General features: G+C 75.6%; 13 protein-coding genes and 1 pseudogene. 6 read left to right on the plus strand and 8 right to left on the minus strand.

Annotated features, from left to right (window positions below; all coding sequences use genetic code 11):
- Positions 1-24 precede the first annotated feature (24 nt).
- The 7 genes and pseudogenes from rfaE2 to ACQP0T_RS16130 form a co-directional block, all read right to left on the minus strand.
- The gene (gene rfaE2 / locus ACQP0T_RS16100) at positions 25-1362 is read right to left on the minus strand and encodes a D-glycero-beta-D-manno-heptose 1-phosphate adenylyltransferase (protein ID WP_345360663.1); all 1338 of its coding nucleotides are present in this window, start codon (positions 1360-1362) and stop codon (positions 25-27) included.
- A complete protein-coding gene (locus tag ACQP0T_RS16105; RefSeq protein WP_345360666.1) occupies positions 1328-1915 on the minus strand; it encodes a D-sedoheptulose-7-phosphate isomerase in 588 nt (195 codons plus the stop codon). The genes rfaE2 and ACQP0T_RS16105 overlap by 35 nt, the downstream gene beginning before the upstream one ends.
- On the minus strand, positions 1912-3132 hold the full coding sequence (locus ACQP0T_RS16110; RefSeq protein WP_433868801.1) for a glycosyltransferase: 1221 nt from the start codon (positions 3130-3132) through the stop codon (positions 1912-1914). The genes ACQP0T_RS16105 and ACQP0T_RS16110 overlap by 4 nt, the downstream gene beginning before the upstream one ends.
- Positions 3129-4088, minus strand: coding sequence for a glycosyltransferase (locus ACQP0T_RS16115; protein WP_433868802.1), 960 nt, complete (start codon positions 4086-4088; stop codon positions 3129-3131). The genes ACQP0T_RS16110 and ACQP0T_RS16115 overlap by 4 nt, the downstream gene beginning before the upstream one ends.
- Positions 4085-5101: a glycosyltransferase family 9 protein gene (locus ACQP0T_RS16120; protein WP_433868803.1), complete on the minus strand. Its 1017-nt coding sequence runs from the start codon at positions 5099-5101 to the stop codon at positions 4085-4087. The genes ACQP0T_RS16115 and ACQP0T_RS16120 overlap by 4 nt, the downstream gene beginning before the upstream one ends.
- Positions 5098-6608 (minus strand): annotated as a pseudogene (locus tag ACQP0T_RS16125) (HAD-IIIA family hydrolase). Before ACQP0T_RS16125 ends, ACQP0T_RS16120 begins: the two are co-directional and overlap by 4 nt.
- Entirely contained in the window at positions 6605-8239 is a 1635-nt protein-coding gene (locus ACQP0T_RS16130; protein ID WP_433868804.1) for a carbamoyltransferase family protein, read from the minus strand. The pseudogene ACQP0T_RS16125 and the gene ACQP0T_RS16130 overlap by 4 nt, the downstream one beginning before the upstream one ends.
- 212 nt (positions 8240-8451) lie before the next feature.
- On the opposite strand from ACQP0T_RS16130, the gene ACQP0T_RS16135 reads away from it, so the two are divergent.
- The 3 genes from ACQP0T_RS16135 to ACQP0T_RS16145 are packed head-to-tail and all read left to right on the plus strand — an operon-like array spanning position 8452 to position 10645.
- Positions 8452-9342 carry a polysaccharide pyruvyl transferase family protein gene (locus ACQP0T_RS16135; protein ID WP_345360684.1) on the plus strand — a complete coding sequence of 297 codons (891 nt, stop codon included), beginning with the start codon at positions 8452-8454 and terminating at the stop codon, positions 9340-9342.
- Positions 9339-10226 carry a glycosyltransferase family 2 protein gene (locus ACQP0T_RS16140; RefSeq protein WP_433868805.1) on the plus strand — a complete coding sequence of 296 codons (888 nt, stop codon included), beginning with the start codon at positions 9339-9341 and terminating at the stop codon, positions 10224-10226. The genes ACQP0T_RS16135 and ACQP0T_RS16140 overlap by 4 nt, the downstream gene beginning before the upstream one ends.
- Positions 10223-10645 (plus strand): GAF domain-containing protein, encoded by a 423-nt coding sequence (locus ACQP0T_RS16145; RefSeq protein WP_433868806.1) that lies wholly within the window; start codon positions 10223-10225, stop codon positions 10643-10645. The genes ACQP0T_RS16140 and ACQP0T_RS16145 overlap by 4 nt, the downstream gene beginning before the upstream one ends.
- Here the strand turns inward: ACQP0T_RS16145 and ACQP0T_RS16150 are convergent.
- Positions 10596-11567: an NAD-dependent epimerase/dehydratase family protein gene (locus tag ACQP0T_RS16150; protein ID WP_433868807.1), complete on the minus strand. Its 972-nt coding sequence runs from the start codon at positions 11565-11567 to the stop codon at positions 10596-10598. The two genes, ACQP0T_RS16145 and ACQP0T_RS16150, sit on opposite strands and share 50 nt — an antisense overlap.
- Before the next feature lie 119 nt (positions 11568-11686).
- On the opposite strand from ACQP0T_RS16150, the gene ACQP0T_RS16155 reads away from it, so the two are divergent.
- Genes ACQP0T_RS16155 through ACQP0T_RS16165 form a run of 3 tightly spaced genes read left to right on the plus strand, consistent with a single transcriptional unit; the run spans position 11687 to position 15966 of the window.
- On the plus strand, positions 11687-12589 hold the full coding sequence (locus tag ACQP0T_RS16155; protein ID WP_433868808.1) for a glycosyltransferase family 2 protein: 903 nt from the start codon (positions 11687-11689) through the stop codon (positions 12587-12589).
- Between the two features lie 60 nt (positions 12590-12649).
- Positions 12650-13945, plus strand: coding sequence for an ATP-grasp domain-containing protein (locus ACQP0T_RS16160; RefSeq protein WP_433868809.1), 1296 nt, complete (start codon positions 12650-12652; stop codon positions 13943-13945).
- A complete protein-coding gene (locus ACQP0T_RS16165; protein ID WP_433868810.1) occupies positions 13942-15966 on the plus strand; it encodes a CocE/NonD family hydrolase in 2025 nt (674 codons plus the stop codon). Before ACQP0T_RS16160 ends, ACQP0T_RS16165 begins: the two co-directional genes overlap by 4 nt.
- The last annotated feature ends 40 nt before the right edge of the window (positions 15967-16006 follow it).

Below are 16006 nucleotides of genomic sequence, written 5' to 3' on the forward strand. Positions count from 1 at the left end.
GGCGCGCGTGAGCCGCCGCGCCGTTCAGCCCGCCGCCCCGCTGAGCAGCCGGCTGGTCGAGTAGCCCGCCACCAGGGGGACGAGCACGGTGCGCCCGCCGTAGCTCTCCACCACGCGGGTCTCGGGCAGCCGCTCGACCTCGTAGTCGCCGCCCTTCACCCAGACGTCGGGGCGGAGCTCGGCGAGCAGTTCGCACGGGGAGGTCTCGTCGAAGACGACCACGGCGTCGACGCATTCGAGCGCTTCGAGCAGCCTGCGGCGGTCCTCGGCGCGGACCACCGGGCGGTCCGAACCCTTGAGCCTGCGCACCGAATCGTCGGAGTTCAAGCACACCACCAGGGCGTCGCCGAGCGAGCGGGCCCGGTCCAGCAGGTTCACGTGCCCGGGGTGCAGCAGGTCGAAGCAGCCGCCCGCGGCGACCACCCGCCCACCACCGCCGCGGACCTGGCGCACCAGGTCGAACGCCGAACGGCCCGGCTGCCGGCCGGCGCCCTGCTCGGCTTCGGTGGTCCAGGTCGCCGCGCCGCCCGCGGCCACGAACCGGCTCGCCTCCTCGACCGCGGCCCGGACCGCCTCGGCGATCGGCGCGCCGGCGGCCAGCGCCCGCACCACCGCCACGGCGAACCCGTCCCCGGCACCGCAGACGTCGGATCCCGCGGGCACCTCGGGCGCGGGCAGGTGGGCACCGGGCGGCACCACGACCGCGCCCCGGGCGCCGAGCGTGACCGCGACCGCCCCGCACTCCCAGTGCCGCCACAGCGCGGTCGCCGCGGCGTCCGGTGCGGTGGCCCCGCTGAGCCGGGCGGCCTCGGCGTGGTTGGGCACCACGAGGTCGGCGCGGGCCACCGGTTCGGCGCCGCGCGGGTGCGGGTCCCACACCAGCGGGACGTGCGGCGGCAGCCGGGACAGCTCCCGGCGCAGCCAGGTGTTGCGCGCCACGCCGCGCCCGTAGTCGGCGACGAGCACCGCGTCGGCGTCCCGCAGCGCCTCCTGCACCGCCTCGCCGAGCGGCACGTCCGCGGCGGTGCCGTCCCCGGCGTCCAGCCGGACCACCGAGCGGCCGTCGGCGCGGACCCGCGTCTTCGTCGGCGTGCCACCCAGGAACGGGACGTCGACCAGCCGGACCCGACCGGCCAGCAACCGGTCCAGCTCGCGGCCCGCGGCGTCGTCCCCACGTCCCGCGATCAGGGTGACGTCCGCGCCCTCCTCGGCGGCGAGCAGCGCGGCGAGCGCGGCACCGCCCGGCCGCCGGCGGCGGGCGTCGAGATCGACCACCGGAACCGGGGCGTCCGGGCACAGCCGCGTCGCTGTTCCGGTCAGGTCGGCATCAAGCAGGGCGTCCCCGATGATCACCAGGTTCACGGCAGATCTCCTCCTCGAACGCCGCGCAGAGCGCGTGGACCAGCGCGAGGTGCATCTCCTGGATGGTGGCCACGCTCGGCGCCTCGACGCCGATCGCGTCCTCGCACACCGCGGCGAGGCTGTTGGGCAGCGGGCCGGTCATGGCCCAGGTCGCCATGTCGAGCTCCCGGGCGGTCTTGGCCGCGGCGATGATGTTGTGGCTGCGGCCGCTGGTGGACAGCGCGATCAGGACGTCGCCCGGGCGGCCGTGCGCGCGCACCCCGCGGGCGAAGACCTCCTGCTCGCCGTAGTCGTTGAGGATGGCGGTGAACGCCGAGCTGTCGGCGTGCAGCGGGATCGCCGCGTACGGCTTGCGGTCCCGCAGGAACCTGCCGGACAGCTCACCGCTGAGGTGCTGGGCCTCGGCGGCGCTGCCGCCGTTGCCGCAGGTGAGCAGGCGCCCGCCGGATTCGAGGACCTCGGCGAGCCGGGCCGCCCAGCGGCGCAGCGTCGGAGCGGCCTCGCAGGATCGCTGCGCGGCCGCGCCCAGCGCGGTGAAGTGTTCCTCGATCACGGGGCACCTCCGGTCGCGGTGGCGCGCGGGCGCCGGGCGGCCAGCACACCGCGGTAGACGGTCTCGGTGTCGCGGACCAGCCGGTCCCACGCGTACTTCTCCCGGACCCGGCGCACCCCGGCGGCACCGAGGTCGGCGCGCCGGGCGGGACGGGTCAGCAGGTCGCGCAGCGCCGCGGCGAGCGCGGCGCGGTCGCGGGGCGGCACGAGCAGTCCGGTGCCGCCGTCCACGACGGTGTCCAGGTGGCCGCCCACGGCGGTCGCCACCGGGGGCACGCCGCAGGCCATCGCCTCCAGCGGCACCGTGCCGAACGGCTCGTACCACGGCGCGGTGACCACCACGTCGGCCGAGCGGTACAGCGCGGGGGCGTCGTCGTGGTCGATCGGCCCGAGGAACACGACGCGGTCGGCGACCCCGCGCTCCCGGGCGATCCGGCGCAGCCGCGCCACCTCCGGGTCGGTGTCCCAGGCGGGCGGGGCAGGACCGCCCGCCACGAGCAGCTCCGCGTCGGGCACCGCGGCCAGCGCCTCGATCACCGCGTCCACCCCCTTGCGCTCGACCAGCCGCCCGATGCTGACGACGCGAGGCCGCTCGCCGCGCGGGAAGCGGGGGCCGTCCGGGCGGAACTTGGCCAGGTCGATGCCGCAGGGCACGATGGCGGCGCGGTCGCGCGGCATCCCCATCCCGGCGAGCTCGTCGACCTCGTCGGAGCAGGTGGCCAGCACCGCGTCCACCCGCCCGGCCAGGCCCGCCTCCAGCGCCGGGCGGTCCCGCGGGCTGGTGTCCAGCTCGCCCTGGTGGCGCCGCTTCACCCGGCCCAGCGCGTGGAAGGTCTGCAGCACCGGCAGGTCGAGCCCAGCGGCTCCCCGGCAGGCGGCCAGCCCGCTCATCCAGAAGTGCGCGTGCACCAGGTCGGGCGGGTCGGCCGCCCAGCGCCGGGCCAGGTGGTCGCCGAAGTCGTCCACGTAGGGCAGCAGGTCGTCCTTGGGCACCGGTTTCGGCGGGCCCGCGGGCACGTGCTCGACGGTCACCCCGGGGCTGAGCTCCGCGCGTTCGGGCAGGTCGGCGCCGTCGCGGCGGGTGTGCACGACCACCGAATGACCGAGCCGGGCCAAGCCGGTGGCGAGTTCGGCGACGTGCACGTTCTGCCCGCCGGCGTCGACGCCGCCGAGGACGGCCAGCGGGCTGGCGTGTTCGGAGACCAGGTGGACCTTCATCCGCGCACCTCCTCCAGCAAGCGGTCCCACGCGGCGTGGAACCGGCCGAGCGAGTGCTCGCGCAGCGCCGTGCGCCGCGCGGCAGCTCCGGTTTCCCGGGCCAGATCGGGATCGGCGACGAACTTCGCGACGGCGTCGGCGAGCACGTCGGGCCGGGTGGAGACCACGCCCGCCTCCGGCGGCACCGCGCGGGCCGCCTCGGTGGCGCCGAAGGCCACCACGGGCATCCCGAGCTGCATGGCCTCCAGCAGCGACAGCCCGAGCGAGGTCCACCGGTAGGGGTGGACGTAGACCCTCCTGCGGGCCAGCTCGGCGTGCAGGTCCCGCTGCGGCAGGTCCTCGTGGACCCGCACCCGGTCGTCGCCGAGCCAGCCGGGCAGGTCCCGCACACCCATGCCGAACACGTCGAGCGGGGTGCCGCCGGTGATCCGCGGCAGCAGGTCGGTCCCGGCGATGCGGGCCCGGCGCACCGGCTCGTTGATCACCACCCCGGCACGCGGCAGCTCGGCGGTGCAGCGATGGCCCGGGTCGACGATGCCGTGCTCGACGACGGTGGTCGGGGCCCGGCCGCAGTCCCACATCGCCTCGTTGAAGGGGGTGACGTGGACGATCGGGATGTCGGTGCGGTCGGCCAGCGGGTGCCGGGTCGCCGCCGCGGGGCCGCGCGGCGTGTCGTGCTCCACGTAGACGGCGGGCAGGTCGGCCCCCGGCCGGCGGCCGGTCCAGCGCTCGACGAGCTCCACTTCGGACGGTCGTTGCAGCACCGCCACGTCGATGTCGGCGTCGCGCAGCTGCTCCGGCGCGACCTCCACCGCGTCGTCCGGCCACGGGAACGTCCGGGCCCGCCCCCGGCCCCAGGCGTCGCGCTCGGCGTTGACCGGCACCAGGTACCGGTGCCCGCCGCGCACGAAGGCCGTCGTCCACGAGCCGTGCACGTGCCAGATCAGGATCCTCATGCCGCCCTCCGCACCGCGCCGAGCCGCCGCACCGCCGCGACCACGTCCCCGGCCCCGACGCCGGACAGGCACGGGTGGCCGGGCACCGGGCAGACCCGCGCCCGGGTGTCCCGGCACGGGGCGTGCTGGTCGCCGAGCAGGACCGTCGGCACCCCGTACGGCGCCCAGCGCGCGGCCGGCACCACCGGGGCGAACAACGAGACGACCGGGGTGCCCACCGCCGCGGCCAGGTGCGCCGGGCCGGTGTTGGGCGCCACCACGGCGTCCGCCCCGGCCAGCACCGCGGCCAGCTCCCGCAGGTCGGTCGCCCCGCCGAGGTCCGCGCCCCGGTCCCCCGCCACCGCGGCGGTCAGCTCCCGGTCGGCGGCGGTACCGGTGACCAGGACGCGGTGGCCCGCGTCGGACAGCCGCGCCACCGCCTCCGCGCACCGGTGCACCGGCCACTCCCGGGCCGGGGCGGTGGCCGCTGGGTGCAGCACGACGTAGCCGGGTTCGCCCACCAGGCCGGAGACGTCCGGCAGCGGGCCCTCGATCGCCAGCCGCCCGGAATCCCCGGGCGGCAGCCCGTACCCGGCGGCCCTGGCCAGCGACAGCGCCCGCTCGGCCTCCGGCGGGTCGCCGTCGACGCGGTGGCGCAGGTCCAGCAGGGAGCCGGGGTAGTCCTCGCTGATCGCGCCGATCCACTCCACCCCGGCCAGCCGCAGCAGCAGCGCCATCGGCAGCGCCGACTGGTGGAACGAGGTGAGCACCAGCGCCCGGCTCGGGGCGAGCTCGGCGATCTCGTCGACCAGCGCGCGCACGTCGTCCCGGTGCACCGGCGGGGGTTCCGGGTCGATCCACGGGGCGCACCACCGCAGCACCCGGTCCACCCCGGGCAGCATCCCGGCCGCCGCGGCGCCGCGCGGTCCGGCCAGCACCGCGACCGGCTCACCGGCCGCCGCCACCGCGCGCACCGCGGGCCCGGCGAGCAGCACGTCGCCGAGGTTGTCCTGCCGCACCACCAGCGCCGTCATCGGACCCCACCTCGCAGCAAGCGGTCCACCGCCTCGGAGACGGTGCGCGCGACCTGGGCCGACAACGCGGCGTGCTCGATCTCGGCGCACCGGGTGCGGCGAGTGGGGACCAGGAACGCGCGGGCGCCCGCGGCCAGCGCCGCGCCGACGTCCCCGCCGGTGTCGCCGACGACCACGCAGCCGCCGGGTTCCACGGCCAGCGCCTCGGCGGCGCGGCGGACCAGCCCGGGGCGGGTTTGCGGCACCCGCAGCCGTCGTCCTCGCCGTGCGCGCAGACCTGCACGGTGCCGAACGGTCCGAGCAGCCGCCGCAGCTCGGCGTTGACCGCCTCGACCTGGTCGCCGGTGAGCAGACCGCGCGCGATGCCGGACTGGTTGCTCACCACCCCGAGCGGCACGCCCTTGGCGCGCAGCCGGTCCAGCGCGGCGCGCACGCCGGGCACCGGCCGCACCAGGTCCGGGTCGCCGTTGTAGGGGACGTCGTGGATGAGCGTGTCGTCCCGGTCGAACAGGACGGCCGCGGGCATCCGGCCCCGGCGCCGCACCGCCACCTCGCCGCGCAGCCGGTGCCAGCACGCCGCGGGCGGGATCAGCGCGCTGCTCACCGCCATCCGGCCGAGCTCGGCGGGCGTGCGCGGGCCGGGCAGCACCCGGCGCACCGCGAAGTCCAGCGTGGACGCCAGCCACACCGCCGCGCCGAGCCGTCCGGCGCGGCGCAGGGCCGGGCGGCGGGACAGCGCGAGCGGAGCGAGCCCGGCCGCGGCCGTGGTGAGCAGGTGCAGCCGGGTGCGTCCCGGCCCCTCCCCGCTGAGCCGGCGCCAGCCGGGGCCGTGCTTGCGCCGCATCACCGCGTTGTCGGCGTTGCCGCGCTGGGCGCGGACGCTGGTCAGCAGCGAGCCCACCGGGGCCGGGTGTTCGGTGGTCCGGCCGCCGTTGACCAGCCGGTGCCCGAGCGCCTGCACCCGCAGCGCGAGATCGGCGTCCTCCCGGAATGCGCGCGGGAAGTCCTCGTCGAAGCCGCCGGTGGCGGTGAGCACGTCCCGCCGGTAGGCCATGTCGGCGGTGATCCACCAGGCCCCGGCGAGCCCCGCCGTGCCGCGCTCGGCGTCGGTGGGCCTGCGGTGCGCGGGCAGCGGCACCACGATGCGGCCCTGGCACGCCGCGACGTCCGGCGCGACGTCGTCGAGGTCCTGGGCGAGCTGCTCGCGCCACCACGGGCCGGGCAGCACGTCGTCGTCCAGGAACACCACCCAGTCCGCCTCGGTGCCGCGCCACCCGGCGTTGCGGGCCGCTGCGGGCCCCCGGCCGCCGGAGGTGAGCACCCGGCGGTCCAGCCCGGTCGGCGGCAGGGCGAGCGGGAGTTCGGGGCGCGGCCGGTCGTCGACGACCACGACCTCCTCCGGCGGTGGGCCCGCGGCGGTCTCCAGGGCGTGCAGCAGCGCCAGCAGGCTCTCCCGCCCGGTGGTGGGGATGACGACCGCGTAGCGGTGCCGCTGCGGGGCGCTCATGCCGACCTCCCGTGCCGCCGGACCACGAACGGGCCCAGCACCAGCAGGTCGATCGGCGAGGCGCCGAAGCACTCCAGGGCGTCCACCGGGCTGTCCACCATGGGCCGGCCCGCCGTGTTGAAGCTGGTGTTGATCACGGCGGGCAACCCCGTCCTGGCGTCGAACTCCGCCAGCACCGCGCCGAGCAGGGGTTCATCGGCGCGGTCCACGGTCTGGATGCGGGCCGTGCCGTCCACGTGCACCACCGCCGGGATGCGCTCCTGCCACTCCTCGGCGACGTCGTGCACGAACAGCATGTACGGGCTGGGCAGCGGTCCGCGGGAGAACAGCTCGTGCGCCCGGTCGGCCAGCACCATCGGGGCGACCGGGCGGAACTGCTCGCGCCCCTTGATCACGTTGAGCCGCTCGACGTTGTCGGCGTGCCCGGGGTGCGCCAGCAGCGAGCGGTGCCCCAGCGCGCGGGGGCCGAACTCGGCCCGCCCCTGGAACCACCCGACCGTGCGGTTGTCGGCCAGCGCCTCGGCGACGACCCCGGCGAGGTCGTCGGGGCGTTCGTAGCGCAGGTCGGCGTCGACGAGCACCTGTTCGAGCTCCGCGTCGGTCCAGCCCCGGCCCAGGTCGGCGCCGGGCATCGGGGTGACCGGTCCGCCGCGCTCGGCGGAGACCTGGAGCGCGGCGCCCAGCGCGGTCCCGGAGTCCCCCGCCGCCGGCTGAACCCACACCTGGTCGAACGGGCCCTCGGCGGCCAGCCGGGTGTTGGCCACGCAGTTGAGCGCGACCCCGCCGGCCAGCGCGAGGGCCCGCTGCGCGGTCCGCTGGTGCAGCCAGGACGCCAGGTCCAGCAGCACCTCCTCCAGCCGGGTCTGCACGCTGGCGGCGAGCTGGGCGTGGGTCTCGTCGAGCGGTTCGCCCGCGTGGCGCGGCGGCGCCCAGCGCGACCAGTCGATCCGGCCGATCTCGAACCGCCCGCCGTCGGTGCGCACCAGCTCGGCGAAATCGGCGCGGAAGATCGGTTTGGCGTAGGAGGCCAGCGCCATCACCTTGTACTCGTCGCTGGAGCGCCGGAACCCGAGGTGCTCGGTGAGGTCCTCGTACATCAGGCCCAGCGAGTGCGGCAGGGACTGCGTGGCCAGGACCTCCAGCACGCCGCCCCGGTAGCTGCCCAGCAGGGCCGAGACGTCCTCGCCGCGTCCGTCGGCGGTGAGCACCGCGCACTCCTGCACCGGCGCCGCCAGGCCCGCCGAGGCGGCGTGCGCGACGTGGTGCGGGACGAAGTGGACGATCTCCGGGTCGAGACCGGGCAGCGCGGTCCGCAGGAAGGCGGGCGCGCGTTCGGCGTACCTGGTCCGCAACCACTCCCAGGTCGGGTCGGTGCCGGGCAGTGCCACGTCCACCAGCGCCGGGTCGTAGGAGTAGGCCACCGCGTCGAGCTCCGCGGCGTCGATCCCGCCCTGCCGCAGGCACCACGCCGCCGCCTGCTCGGGTTGCTCCCACGCCGAGAACGGGACCGGGCTCTTGCCGTGCTTGCGCCGCGAGAAGCGCTCCTCCTCGGCGGCGGCCACCACCCGTCCGTCCACGACGAGCGCTGCGGCCGGGTCGTGGAACACCGCGTTGATGCCGAGTACGCGCACTGTGCCGCCTTCCACCGCTTCGTCCACTTCGGCCGTCCCGTCCCCCTGAGCTGCGCCGGGGCGGGCGGCCCCACTACACCGCTACCCTCCGGAGCGACGCGGGAAACCACGTCCCCCGATGCGCGCCGGTCGCTCACCCCGTGCAGTCGAGTGCGCTTGCGGACCGGCCGTTGCGGGTAGCACACGGGCGTGAGACGCGAAGGGAGGAGCCGATGCGGGTGCTGATCACCGGGTGGCCGAGCTTCGTGCGCGGTGAGGCGACCGCGGGCGACGTGCGCAGCATGTGCCGGGTGGCCGCCGGGCTGTCCGATCACGGCATCCCGCTCGACGTGGCGTGGAGCCCCCGGTTCGTGCCCGGCGGGTGGGACCTGGACGCCGCCCGCGGCACCGAGTACAGCCACGTGGTCTTCGCCTGCGGCCCGGTGGCCGGGGACCGGATCGACGCCCTGCACGAGGCGTTTCCGCGCAGCAGGCGGATCGCCGTCGGGGTGTCGGTCGTGGACGGTGGCGCGGACGGGTTCCACGTGGTGCTGCCCCGCGACGGCGGCACCGCACCGCCCGAACTGGACCTGGCGACCCGTCCGGGCAGGCACGACGTGCCGGTGGTGGGCGTGGTGCTCGCCCCCGGCCAGCCCGAGTACGGCCCCCGCCGCAGGCATGACGTGGTGCACGAGCGGATCGGGAGCTGGCTGGGCGCGCTGGACGCGGCCCCGGTGGTGCTGGATTCCCGGTTGGACACCGCGGACTGGCGGCATTGCTCGACCGCCGACCAGTTCGCGGCGTTGCTGGGGCGCGTCGACGTGGTGCTCACCAGCAGGCTGCACGGACTGGTGTTCGCCCTCGGCGAGGGGGTCCCCGCGCTGGCGGTCGATCCGGTCGCGGGCGGCGGGAAGGTCACCGAGCAGGCCCGGGCGTGGGACTGGCCCGCGCTGGTCGGTGCCGAGCAGCTCGTCGGCGACGAGCGGGGGCGGGCGCTGGACCGCTGGTGGTCGTGGTGCCGGTCGGAGACCGGGCGGGCGCGGGCGCGGCAGCGCGCCGCCGCTGCCGAGGACGGCTCACCGCTGGTGGCCGAGCTGGTCCGGGAACTGCGGGCGCGGCCGTGAGCGCCGTCGCCCGCACCAGCGTGGTGATCGCGACCCGCGACCGCCGCGAGGAACTGCTGCGCACCCTGCGGCACCTCGAAGGCCTCGAACCGCGCCCGCCGGTGATCGTGGTGGACAACGCCTCCACCGACGGGACCCCGGACGCGGTCGCCGAGCAGCACCCGGCGGTGACGCTGGTGCGCTCGGACCGCAACCTCGGCGCGGTGGCGCGCAACGTCGGGCTGCTGCGGGCCATCACGCCGTACGTGGCGTTCAGCGACGACGACTCGTGGTGGGGACCGGGGGCGTTGCCGCGCGCCGAGGAGGTGTTCGACGAACACCCCGGCGTCGGGCTGGTCGCGGCGCGGACGCTGGTCGGCGACGCGGGCGCGGCCGACCCGGTCAACGACCTGATGCGGTCCTCCCCGCTGCCCGACGGCGACGGCCTGCCCGGCCCGCGGATCCTCGGCTTCACCGCGTGCGCGGCGGTGGTGCGGCGCTCGGCCTTCCGCGAGGCGCGGGGCTTCAGCAAGGTGCTGTTCTTCGTCGCCGAGGAGAAGCTGCTGGCCTACGACCTCGCCGCGCACGGGTGGGACCTGGTCTACGTCGACGACGTGGTGGCCCACCACCACCCGTCGCCGAGGCGCGGCGGGGACGGGTGGCGGCTGTCCCAGGAGCAGCGCAACACCGTGCTGCTGTCCTGGATGCGCCGCCCGGTGGGCATCGCCTTGCGCGACTCCGCCCGGCTGGCCGGTGCGGCGGTGCGCGCCGGGCCCGCCCGCCGGGCCGCGCTCGGCGCGCTGCGCCGGTTGCCCTCCGCGCTGGCCCACCGGCACCGGCTTCCCGCGGGGGTCGAGCACGAGGTGGAGGTGCTCGAATCCGAGCACGGGAGCCCGGCGACGTGAGGGAATTGCGCAGCGCCCTGACCGGGCTCGTCGTCGCGGTGCCGGGCGCGGAGATGGGGTGCGCCCGGCTGCTCGACGGCCTCGGCGCGGTGCACACCGACCGGCGCGCGGCCGCGATCGACGACGTGCAGTTCGCCCGCGGGGACGGTCCCTGCGTGGAAGCCGCCCGCAGCGGACGACCGGTGCTGGCCGCGGTCACCGAGATCCGCACGTTCTGGCCGGAATTCGCCCGCGCCGCGCGGGAGTTCCGGATCCGGGGCGTGGTGGCCGTGCCGCTGGTCGAGCGCGCGGAGCTGCTGGGCACGCTGAGCTTCTACGGCCGCTTCGCCCCGGAGGCCGAGGAGGTCGCGCGGTGGGCCGGGCTCGCGGTCATCGACCAGGTGCGACGGGAGCGGGGCGCTCCTCGGCTCGTTCGGTGATGGTGGACCGCAGCCCGGTGCGGGCGTCGATCTCCGGGCGCCACCCGAGTTCCGCCGCGGCCACCGCGATGTCCGGGCACCGGCGGCGCGGATCGTCCGGTGCCGCCGCGATGTGCTCGATCGGCGACCGGGAGCCGGCGAGCTCGCGGACGAGCTCGGCGAGGTCGCGGACCCGCAGCTCGTCGGGATTGCCGATGTTGACCGGATCGGCGCGTTCGCCCGAGGCCACCGCGAGCAGGCCGCGCACCGTGTCGTCCACGTGGCACAGCGAGCGGGTCTGCTCGCCGTCCCCGGTCACCGTGATCGGCTCGTCGCGCAGCGCCTGCCGGATGAAGGTGGGCACCATCCGGCCGTCGTCGGCGCGCATCCTCGGCCCGTAGGTGTTGAAGATCCGGGCGATCCGGGTGGTCACGCCGCGGGCGCGGTAGGCGGTGGTGATCGCCTCGGCGTAGCGCTTGGCCTCGTCGTAGACCGCGCGCGGGCCGACCGGGTTGACGTTGCCCCGGTAGTCCTCCGGCTGCGGGTGCACCAGCGGGTCGCCGTAGACCTCGCTGGTCGAGGCCAGCAGGAAGCGGGCGCCGGTGCGCTCGGCCAGCTCCAGCGCGTGCTCGGTGCCCGCGCTGCCCGCGCGCAGCGTCGCCAGCGGCAGCCGGAAGTAGTGCTCCGGGGAGGCCGGCGAGGCCAGGTGCGCCACCAGGTCGAAGCCCTCGCGGTCGCCGAGGTCGAGCACCGGCGCGGCGCCGATGTCGCGCTCCACCAGTTCGAACCGCGGATTCCCTCGCAGCGCGGCCAGGTTCTCCCGGCGACCGGTGCAGAAGTCGTCCAGGCACACCACCCGGGTGCCCCCGGCCAGCAGCTCCTCGCACAGGTGCGAGCCGACGAACCCGGCTCCTCCGGTGATCAGCGCGCGGTGGAAGAACACGTGGTGCTACCGCCTTTCCCCGCCGGCTCCGCCGCGTCCGGCTGCTGCGGACTTACCCGCGCCGGTGCGGGGGCAAACGAACCCGGGTACTCCGGGCAGGACGACGCTGGAGGTGTTCGATGCCCGAGGACGGTCCGCGCACGACCGCGGTGATGATGACCCACAACCGGCGGGCCGAAGCGGCGCGCGCCCTGGAGCGGATGACCGCGCTGCCCGACCGGGTGCCGATCATCGTGGTGGACAACGGGTCCACCGACGGCACCGCCGACCTGCTTGCCGCCGAGTTCCCGCAGGTGCGCCTGCTGCGCAGCACCGAGAACCTCGGCGCGGTGGCCCGCAACCTGGCGGTGCGCGAGGTGACCACCCCGTACGTGTCCTTCTGCGACGACGACTGCTGGTGGGCGCCCGGATCGCTGCGGCGCGCCGCGCGGGTCCTCGACGAGCACCCGGCGGTCGGCGCGGTGATGGGCCGGTGCGTGGTGGAACCCGACGGGCGGGACGACCCGCTCACCCCGGAGCTGCGCGGCTCACCGGTGCCCGCCCCGGCGTGGCTGCCCGGGCCCGCCCTGCTCAGCGTGATGGCGGGGCTGACCACCTTCCGCACCTCGGCGTTCCGGGCGGCCGGCGGGTTCCGGGAACGGCTGTGGCTCGGCGGGGAGGAGGAGCTGCTGGCGCTGGACCTCGCGGCGGCGGGCTGGTGGCTGTGCTGGGTGGAGGACGTCGTGGTGCACCACGCCCCCTCGGTGGCCCGCGATTCCCGGCGGCGCAGGCAGCTGGGCATCCGCAACACGCTGTGGACGACGTGGCTGCGCCGGCCGCTGCCGAGCGCGGTGCGCCGCAGCGCCGCCGTGCTCGGCTCCTCCCCCAAGGACCGGCACACCCTCGGCGCGGTCTCCGAAGCCGTCGGCGGGCTGCGCTGGGTGCTGCGCGAGCGGCGCGTCGTCCCGCCCGGGGTCGAGCGCGGCCTGCGCCGCCTGGAGGAGAGCCAGCGCAGGTCCGCGGCCCGCCGCTACGTCGACTGAAGTGCCCACCGCGGCGCCGGAACCCGCATGAACGTCCGGGCCAGCGGGTAGGCGACATGCGTGAGCGGTGTCGCGAACGTCTTCGTGCTCGGGCTGGACGACCGGAACCTCCAGCTCGTCGAAGGCCTGCCCGGCCTCCCGCCGTGCCGCTACCACCCGCTGCTGCGCCGGGAGGAGATCATGTCCGACGCGCACGACCTGCCCCGCCTGCTGGAGATGGCGGAGGAGCGGTTGTGCTCCGCCGGGGCGGTCCCGGACGCCCTCATCGGGTACTGGGACTTCCCGGTCACCTCGATGGTGCCGATCCTGTGCCACCGCCACGGCCTGCCCGCCCCGGACCTGCGGGCGGTGGCGACCTGCGAGGACAAGTACTGGAGCCGGCTGGAGCAGCAGCGGGTCACCACGGCGCACCCGGCGTTCTCGCTGGTGGACCTCGGTCCCGAGCGGCCCGCACCGCCCGCCGGGGTGGGCTATCCGATGTGGCTCAAGCCGGTGAAGTCCTACTCCTCGGAGCTGGCGTACAAGGCCGCCGACCGCGCCGAGTTCGACGCGGCGGTGGCCGGGATCAAGCACGGCATCGACCGGGTCGGCTCGGACTTCGACCACCTGCTGTCGATGCTCGACGCGCTGCCGCCGGAGATCGCCGCCGCCGGTGGCCGGGCGTGCCTGGCCGAGGAGGAGGTGCACGGGCACCAGCTCACCGTCGAGGGCTACTGCCACCGCGGTGAACCGCACGTCTACGGGGCGATCGATTCGGCCTGCTACCCCGGGACGTCGAGCTTCCTGTGCTACCGCTACCCCTCGGCGCTGCCCCCGGAGGTGGTGGACCGGGCCACCGGCATCTCGACCCGCGTGCTGCGCCGGATCGGGCTGGACCGGTGCACGTTCAACATCGAGTTCTTCTGGGACGCCGAGCGCGATCGGCTCGACATCCTGGAGATCAACCCGCGGCTGTCGCAGTCGCACGCCCCGCTGTTCGCGTTCGTCGACGGGGCGCCCAACCTCCAGGCGATGGTGCGGCTCGCGCTCGGGCTCGCCCCGGAGCTGCCGCACCGGGCGGGGGACTTCGCCGTCGCGGGCAAGTGGCACCTGCGCACCTTCCGCGGCGACGCGGTGGTGCGCCGCTCCCCCTCGCCCGACGACCTCGCCCGGCTGCACGCCGAGTTCCCGGAGGCGATCGTGGACATCCCCGCCACCGCCGGGCTCCGGCTCTCCGAGCTGTACGCGCAGGACAGCTACAGCTACGAACTCGCGGCCGTCTACCTCGGCGGCCAGGACGACGACGACCTCGCGGCCAAGTGGGACCGCTGCGTGCAACTGCTGCCCTTCGAACTGGACGAGGAGGCCATCGGATGAAGACCGTCAGCTCCCTGCCCCACGAGATCGCGGAGGAGGAACACGTCTGGATTCCGCTGTCCGACGGCACCCGGCTGGCCGCCCGGATCTGGCGTCCGACGGAGTCGGATTCCGAGCCGGTGCCCGCGATCCTGGAGTTCATCCCCTACCGCAAGCGCGATCTGACCGCGCTGCGGGACTCCATCAACCATCCGTACCTGGCGGGGCACGGCTACGCGTGCGCCCGGGTGGACCTGCGGGGCAGCGGTGACTCCGAGGGCGTGCTCGTCGACGAGTACCTGGAGCAGGAGCTGCAGGACGGCATGGAGGTGCTGGAGTGGCTGGCGTCCCAGCCGTGGTGCACCGGCCGGACCGGCATGATGGGCATCTCCTGGGGCGGGTTCAACGCGCTGCAGATCGCCGCGCGCCGCCCGCCGAGCCTCGGCGCGATCGCCGCGCTGAGCTACACCGACGACCGCTACGCCGACGACGTGCACTACATGGGCGGTTGCCTGCTCGGCGACAACCTGTCCTGGGCGGCGACGATGTTCGCCTACACCTCGTGCCCGCCGGACCCGGAGCTGGTCGGCGACCGGTGGCGGAAGATGTGGCGCGAGCGGCTGGAGGGCAGCGGGCACTGGCTGGAGGCGTGGCTGGAGCACCAGCGCCGCGACGACTACTGGCGCCACGGGTCGGTGTGCGAGGACTTCTCCAGCGTCCAGTGCCCGGTGCTCGGCGTCAGCGGGTGGGCCGACGGCTACTCCAACGCGGTGTTCCGCACCCTGGAGGGCCTCGAGGTGCCGCGCAAGGGCCTGATCGGGCCGTGGTCGCACAAGTACCCGCACCTCGGCAAGCCCGGCCCGGCGATCGGCTTCCTGCAGTCCCTGGTGCGCTGGTGGGACCGCTGGCTCAAGGACGTCGACAACGGCGTCATGAACGGGCCGATGCTGTGCGCCTGGATGCAGGAGAGCGTGCCGCCCTCCACCGCCTACGAGGAGCGCCCCGGCCGCTGGGTCGGGGAACCGTCGTGGCCGTCCCCGCACGTGCGGCGGATCCCCTACCCGCTCGGCCTCTACCAGATCGGCAAGGAGGGCCAGGAGCTGAGCTCCCGGCCGCTGAGCGTGGAATCCCCGCTGTCGGTCGGGCAGTACGCGGGCAAGTGGTGCTCCTACAACGCGCCCCCGGACCTGCCCTACGACCAGCGCGAGGAGGACGGCGGCTCGCTGGTGTTCGACAGCGACCCGCTGATCGAGCGCTGCGAGATCCTCGGCGGGGCGGTGGCCGACCTGAGCATCGAGGTGGACCGGCCGGTGGCGATGGTGGCCGCGCGGCTCTCCGACGTCGACGAGGACGGCCGCGCCACCCGCGTCACCTACGGGCTGCTCAACCTGACCCACCGCAACGGCAACGCCGAACCCGAGCCGCTGGTGCCCGGGCAGCGCTACCAGGTGCGGGTGCAGCTCAACGGCGTCGCGCAGGCGTTCCCGCCGGGACACCGCATCCGGCTGGCGCTGTCGACCTCGTACTGGCCCCTGGCGTGGCCCCCGCCGGAACCCGTGCAGCTCACCGTCTACCCGGAGCAGAGCTGCTTCGAGCTGCCGATCCGCCCGGTGCGCGAGCCCGACGACCTGCCCACCCCGCTGTTCCACGACCCGGAGGGCGCCGAGCCGCTTGCCAGCACGCACCTGTCCGCCGGGGAGCAGAAGTGGCAGATCAGCAAGGACCTGGCCGACTACAGCTCGGCGCTGGAGGTGGTCAAGGACCTCGGCGTGGTCCGGTTCGACGACATCGGCCTCGACGTCGAGCGCCGCGCCGAGGAGACCTACAGCTGGTCCGGTGACGACTTCGACTCGGTGCGCGGCGACGTGGAGTGGACGATGGGCTTCTCGCGCGGCGACTGGTCGGCGGGCACGGTCACCCGCACCACGCTGACCTCGACCAGGACCCAGTTCCACCTGCACGCCGAGCTCGACGCCTACGAAGGCGGTCAACGGGTGTACTCGGACAACTGGGACCGCTGGATCCCCCGCGACCACGTCTGAGGTCTCCGGCAGCGCCGCGCGCGGCGGTGCCGGTCGCGGG

Source organism: Saccharopolyspora sp. CA-218241 (genome assembly GCF_050954615.1).
GTDB lineage: Bacteria > Actinomycetota > Actinomycetes > Mycobacteriales > Pseudonocardiaceae > Saccharopolyspora > Saccharopolyspora cebuensis.

What these genes read in the sequence shown, in the direction of transcription:
- ACQP0T_RS16135 (WP_345360684.1), top strand. Translation starts at nt 8,452, where the DNA reads ATGCGGGTGCTGATCACCGGGTGGCCGAGCTTCGTGCGCGGTGAGGCG.
- ACQP0T_RS16110 (WP_433868801.1), bottom strand. Translation starts at nt 3,132, where the DNA reads ATGAAGGTCCACCTGGTCTCCGAACACGCCAGCCCGCTGGCCGTCCTC.
- ACQP0T_RS16120 (WP_433868803.1), bottom strand. Translation starts at nt 5,101, where the DNA reads ATGACGGCGCTGGTGGTGCGGCAGGACAACCTCGGCGACGTGCTGCTC.
- ACQP0T_RS16155 (WP_433868808.1), top strand. Translation starts at nt 11,687, where the DNA reads ATGCCCGAGGACGGTCCGCGCACGACCGCGGTGATGATGACCCACAAC.
- ACQP0T_RS16115 (WP_433868802.1), bottom strand. Translation starts at nt 4,088, where the DNA reads ATGAGGATCCTGATCTGGCACGTGCACGGCTCGTGGACGACGGCCTTC.
- ACQP0T_RS16165 (WP_433868810.1), top strand. Translation starts at nt 13,942, where the DNA reads ATGAAGACCGTCAGCTCCCTGCCCCACGAGATCGCGGAGGAGGAACAC.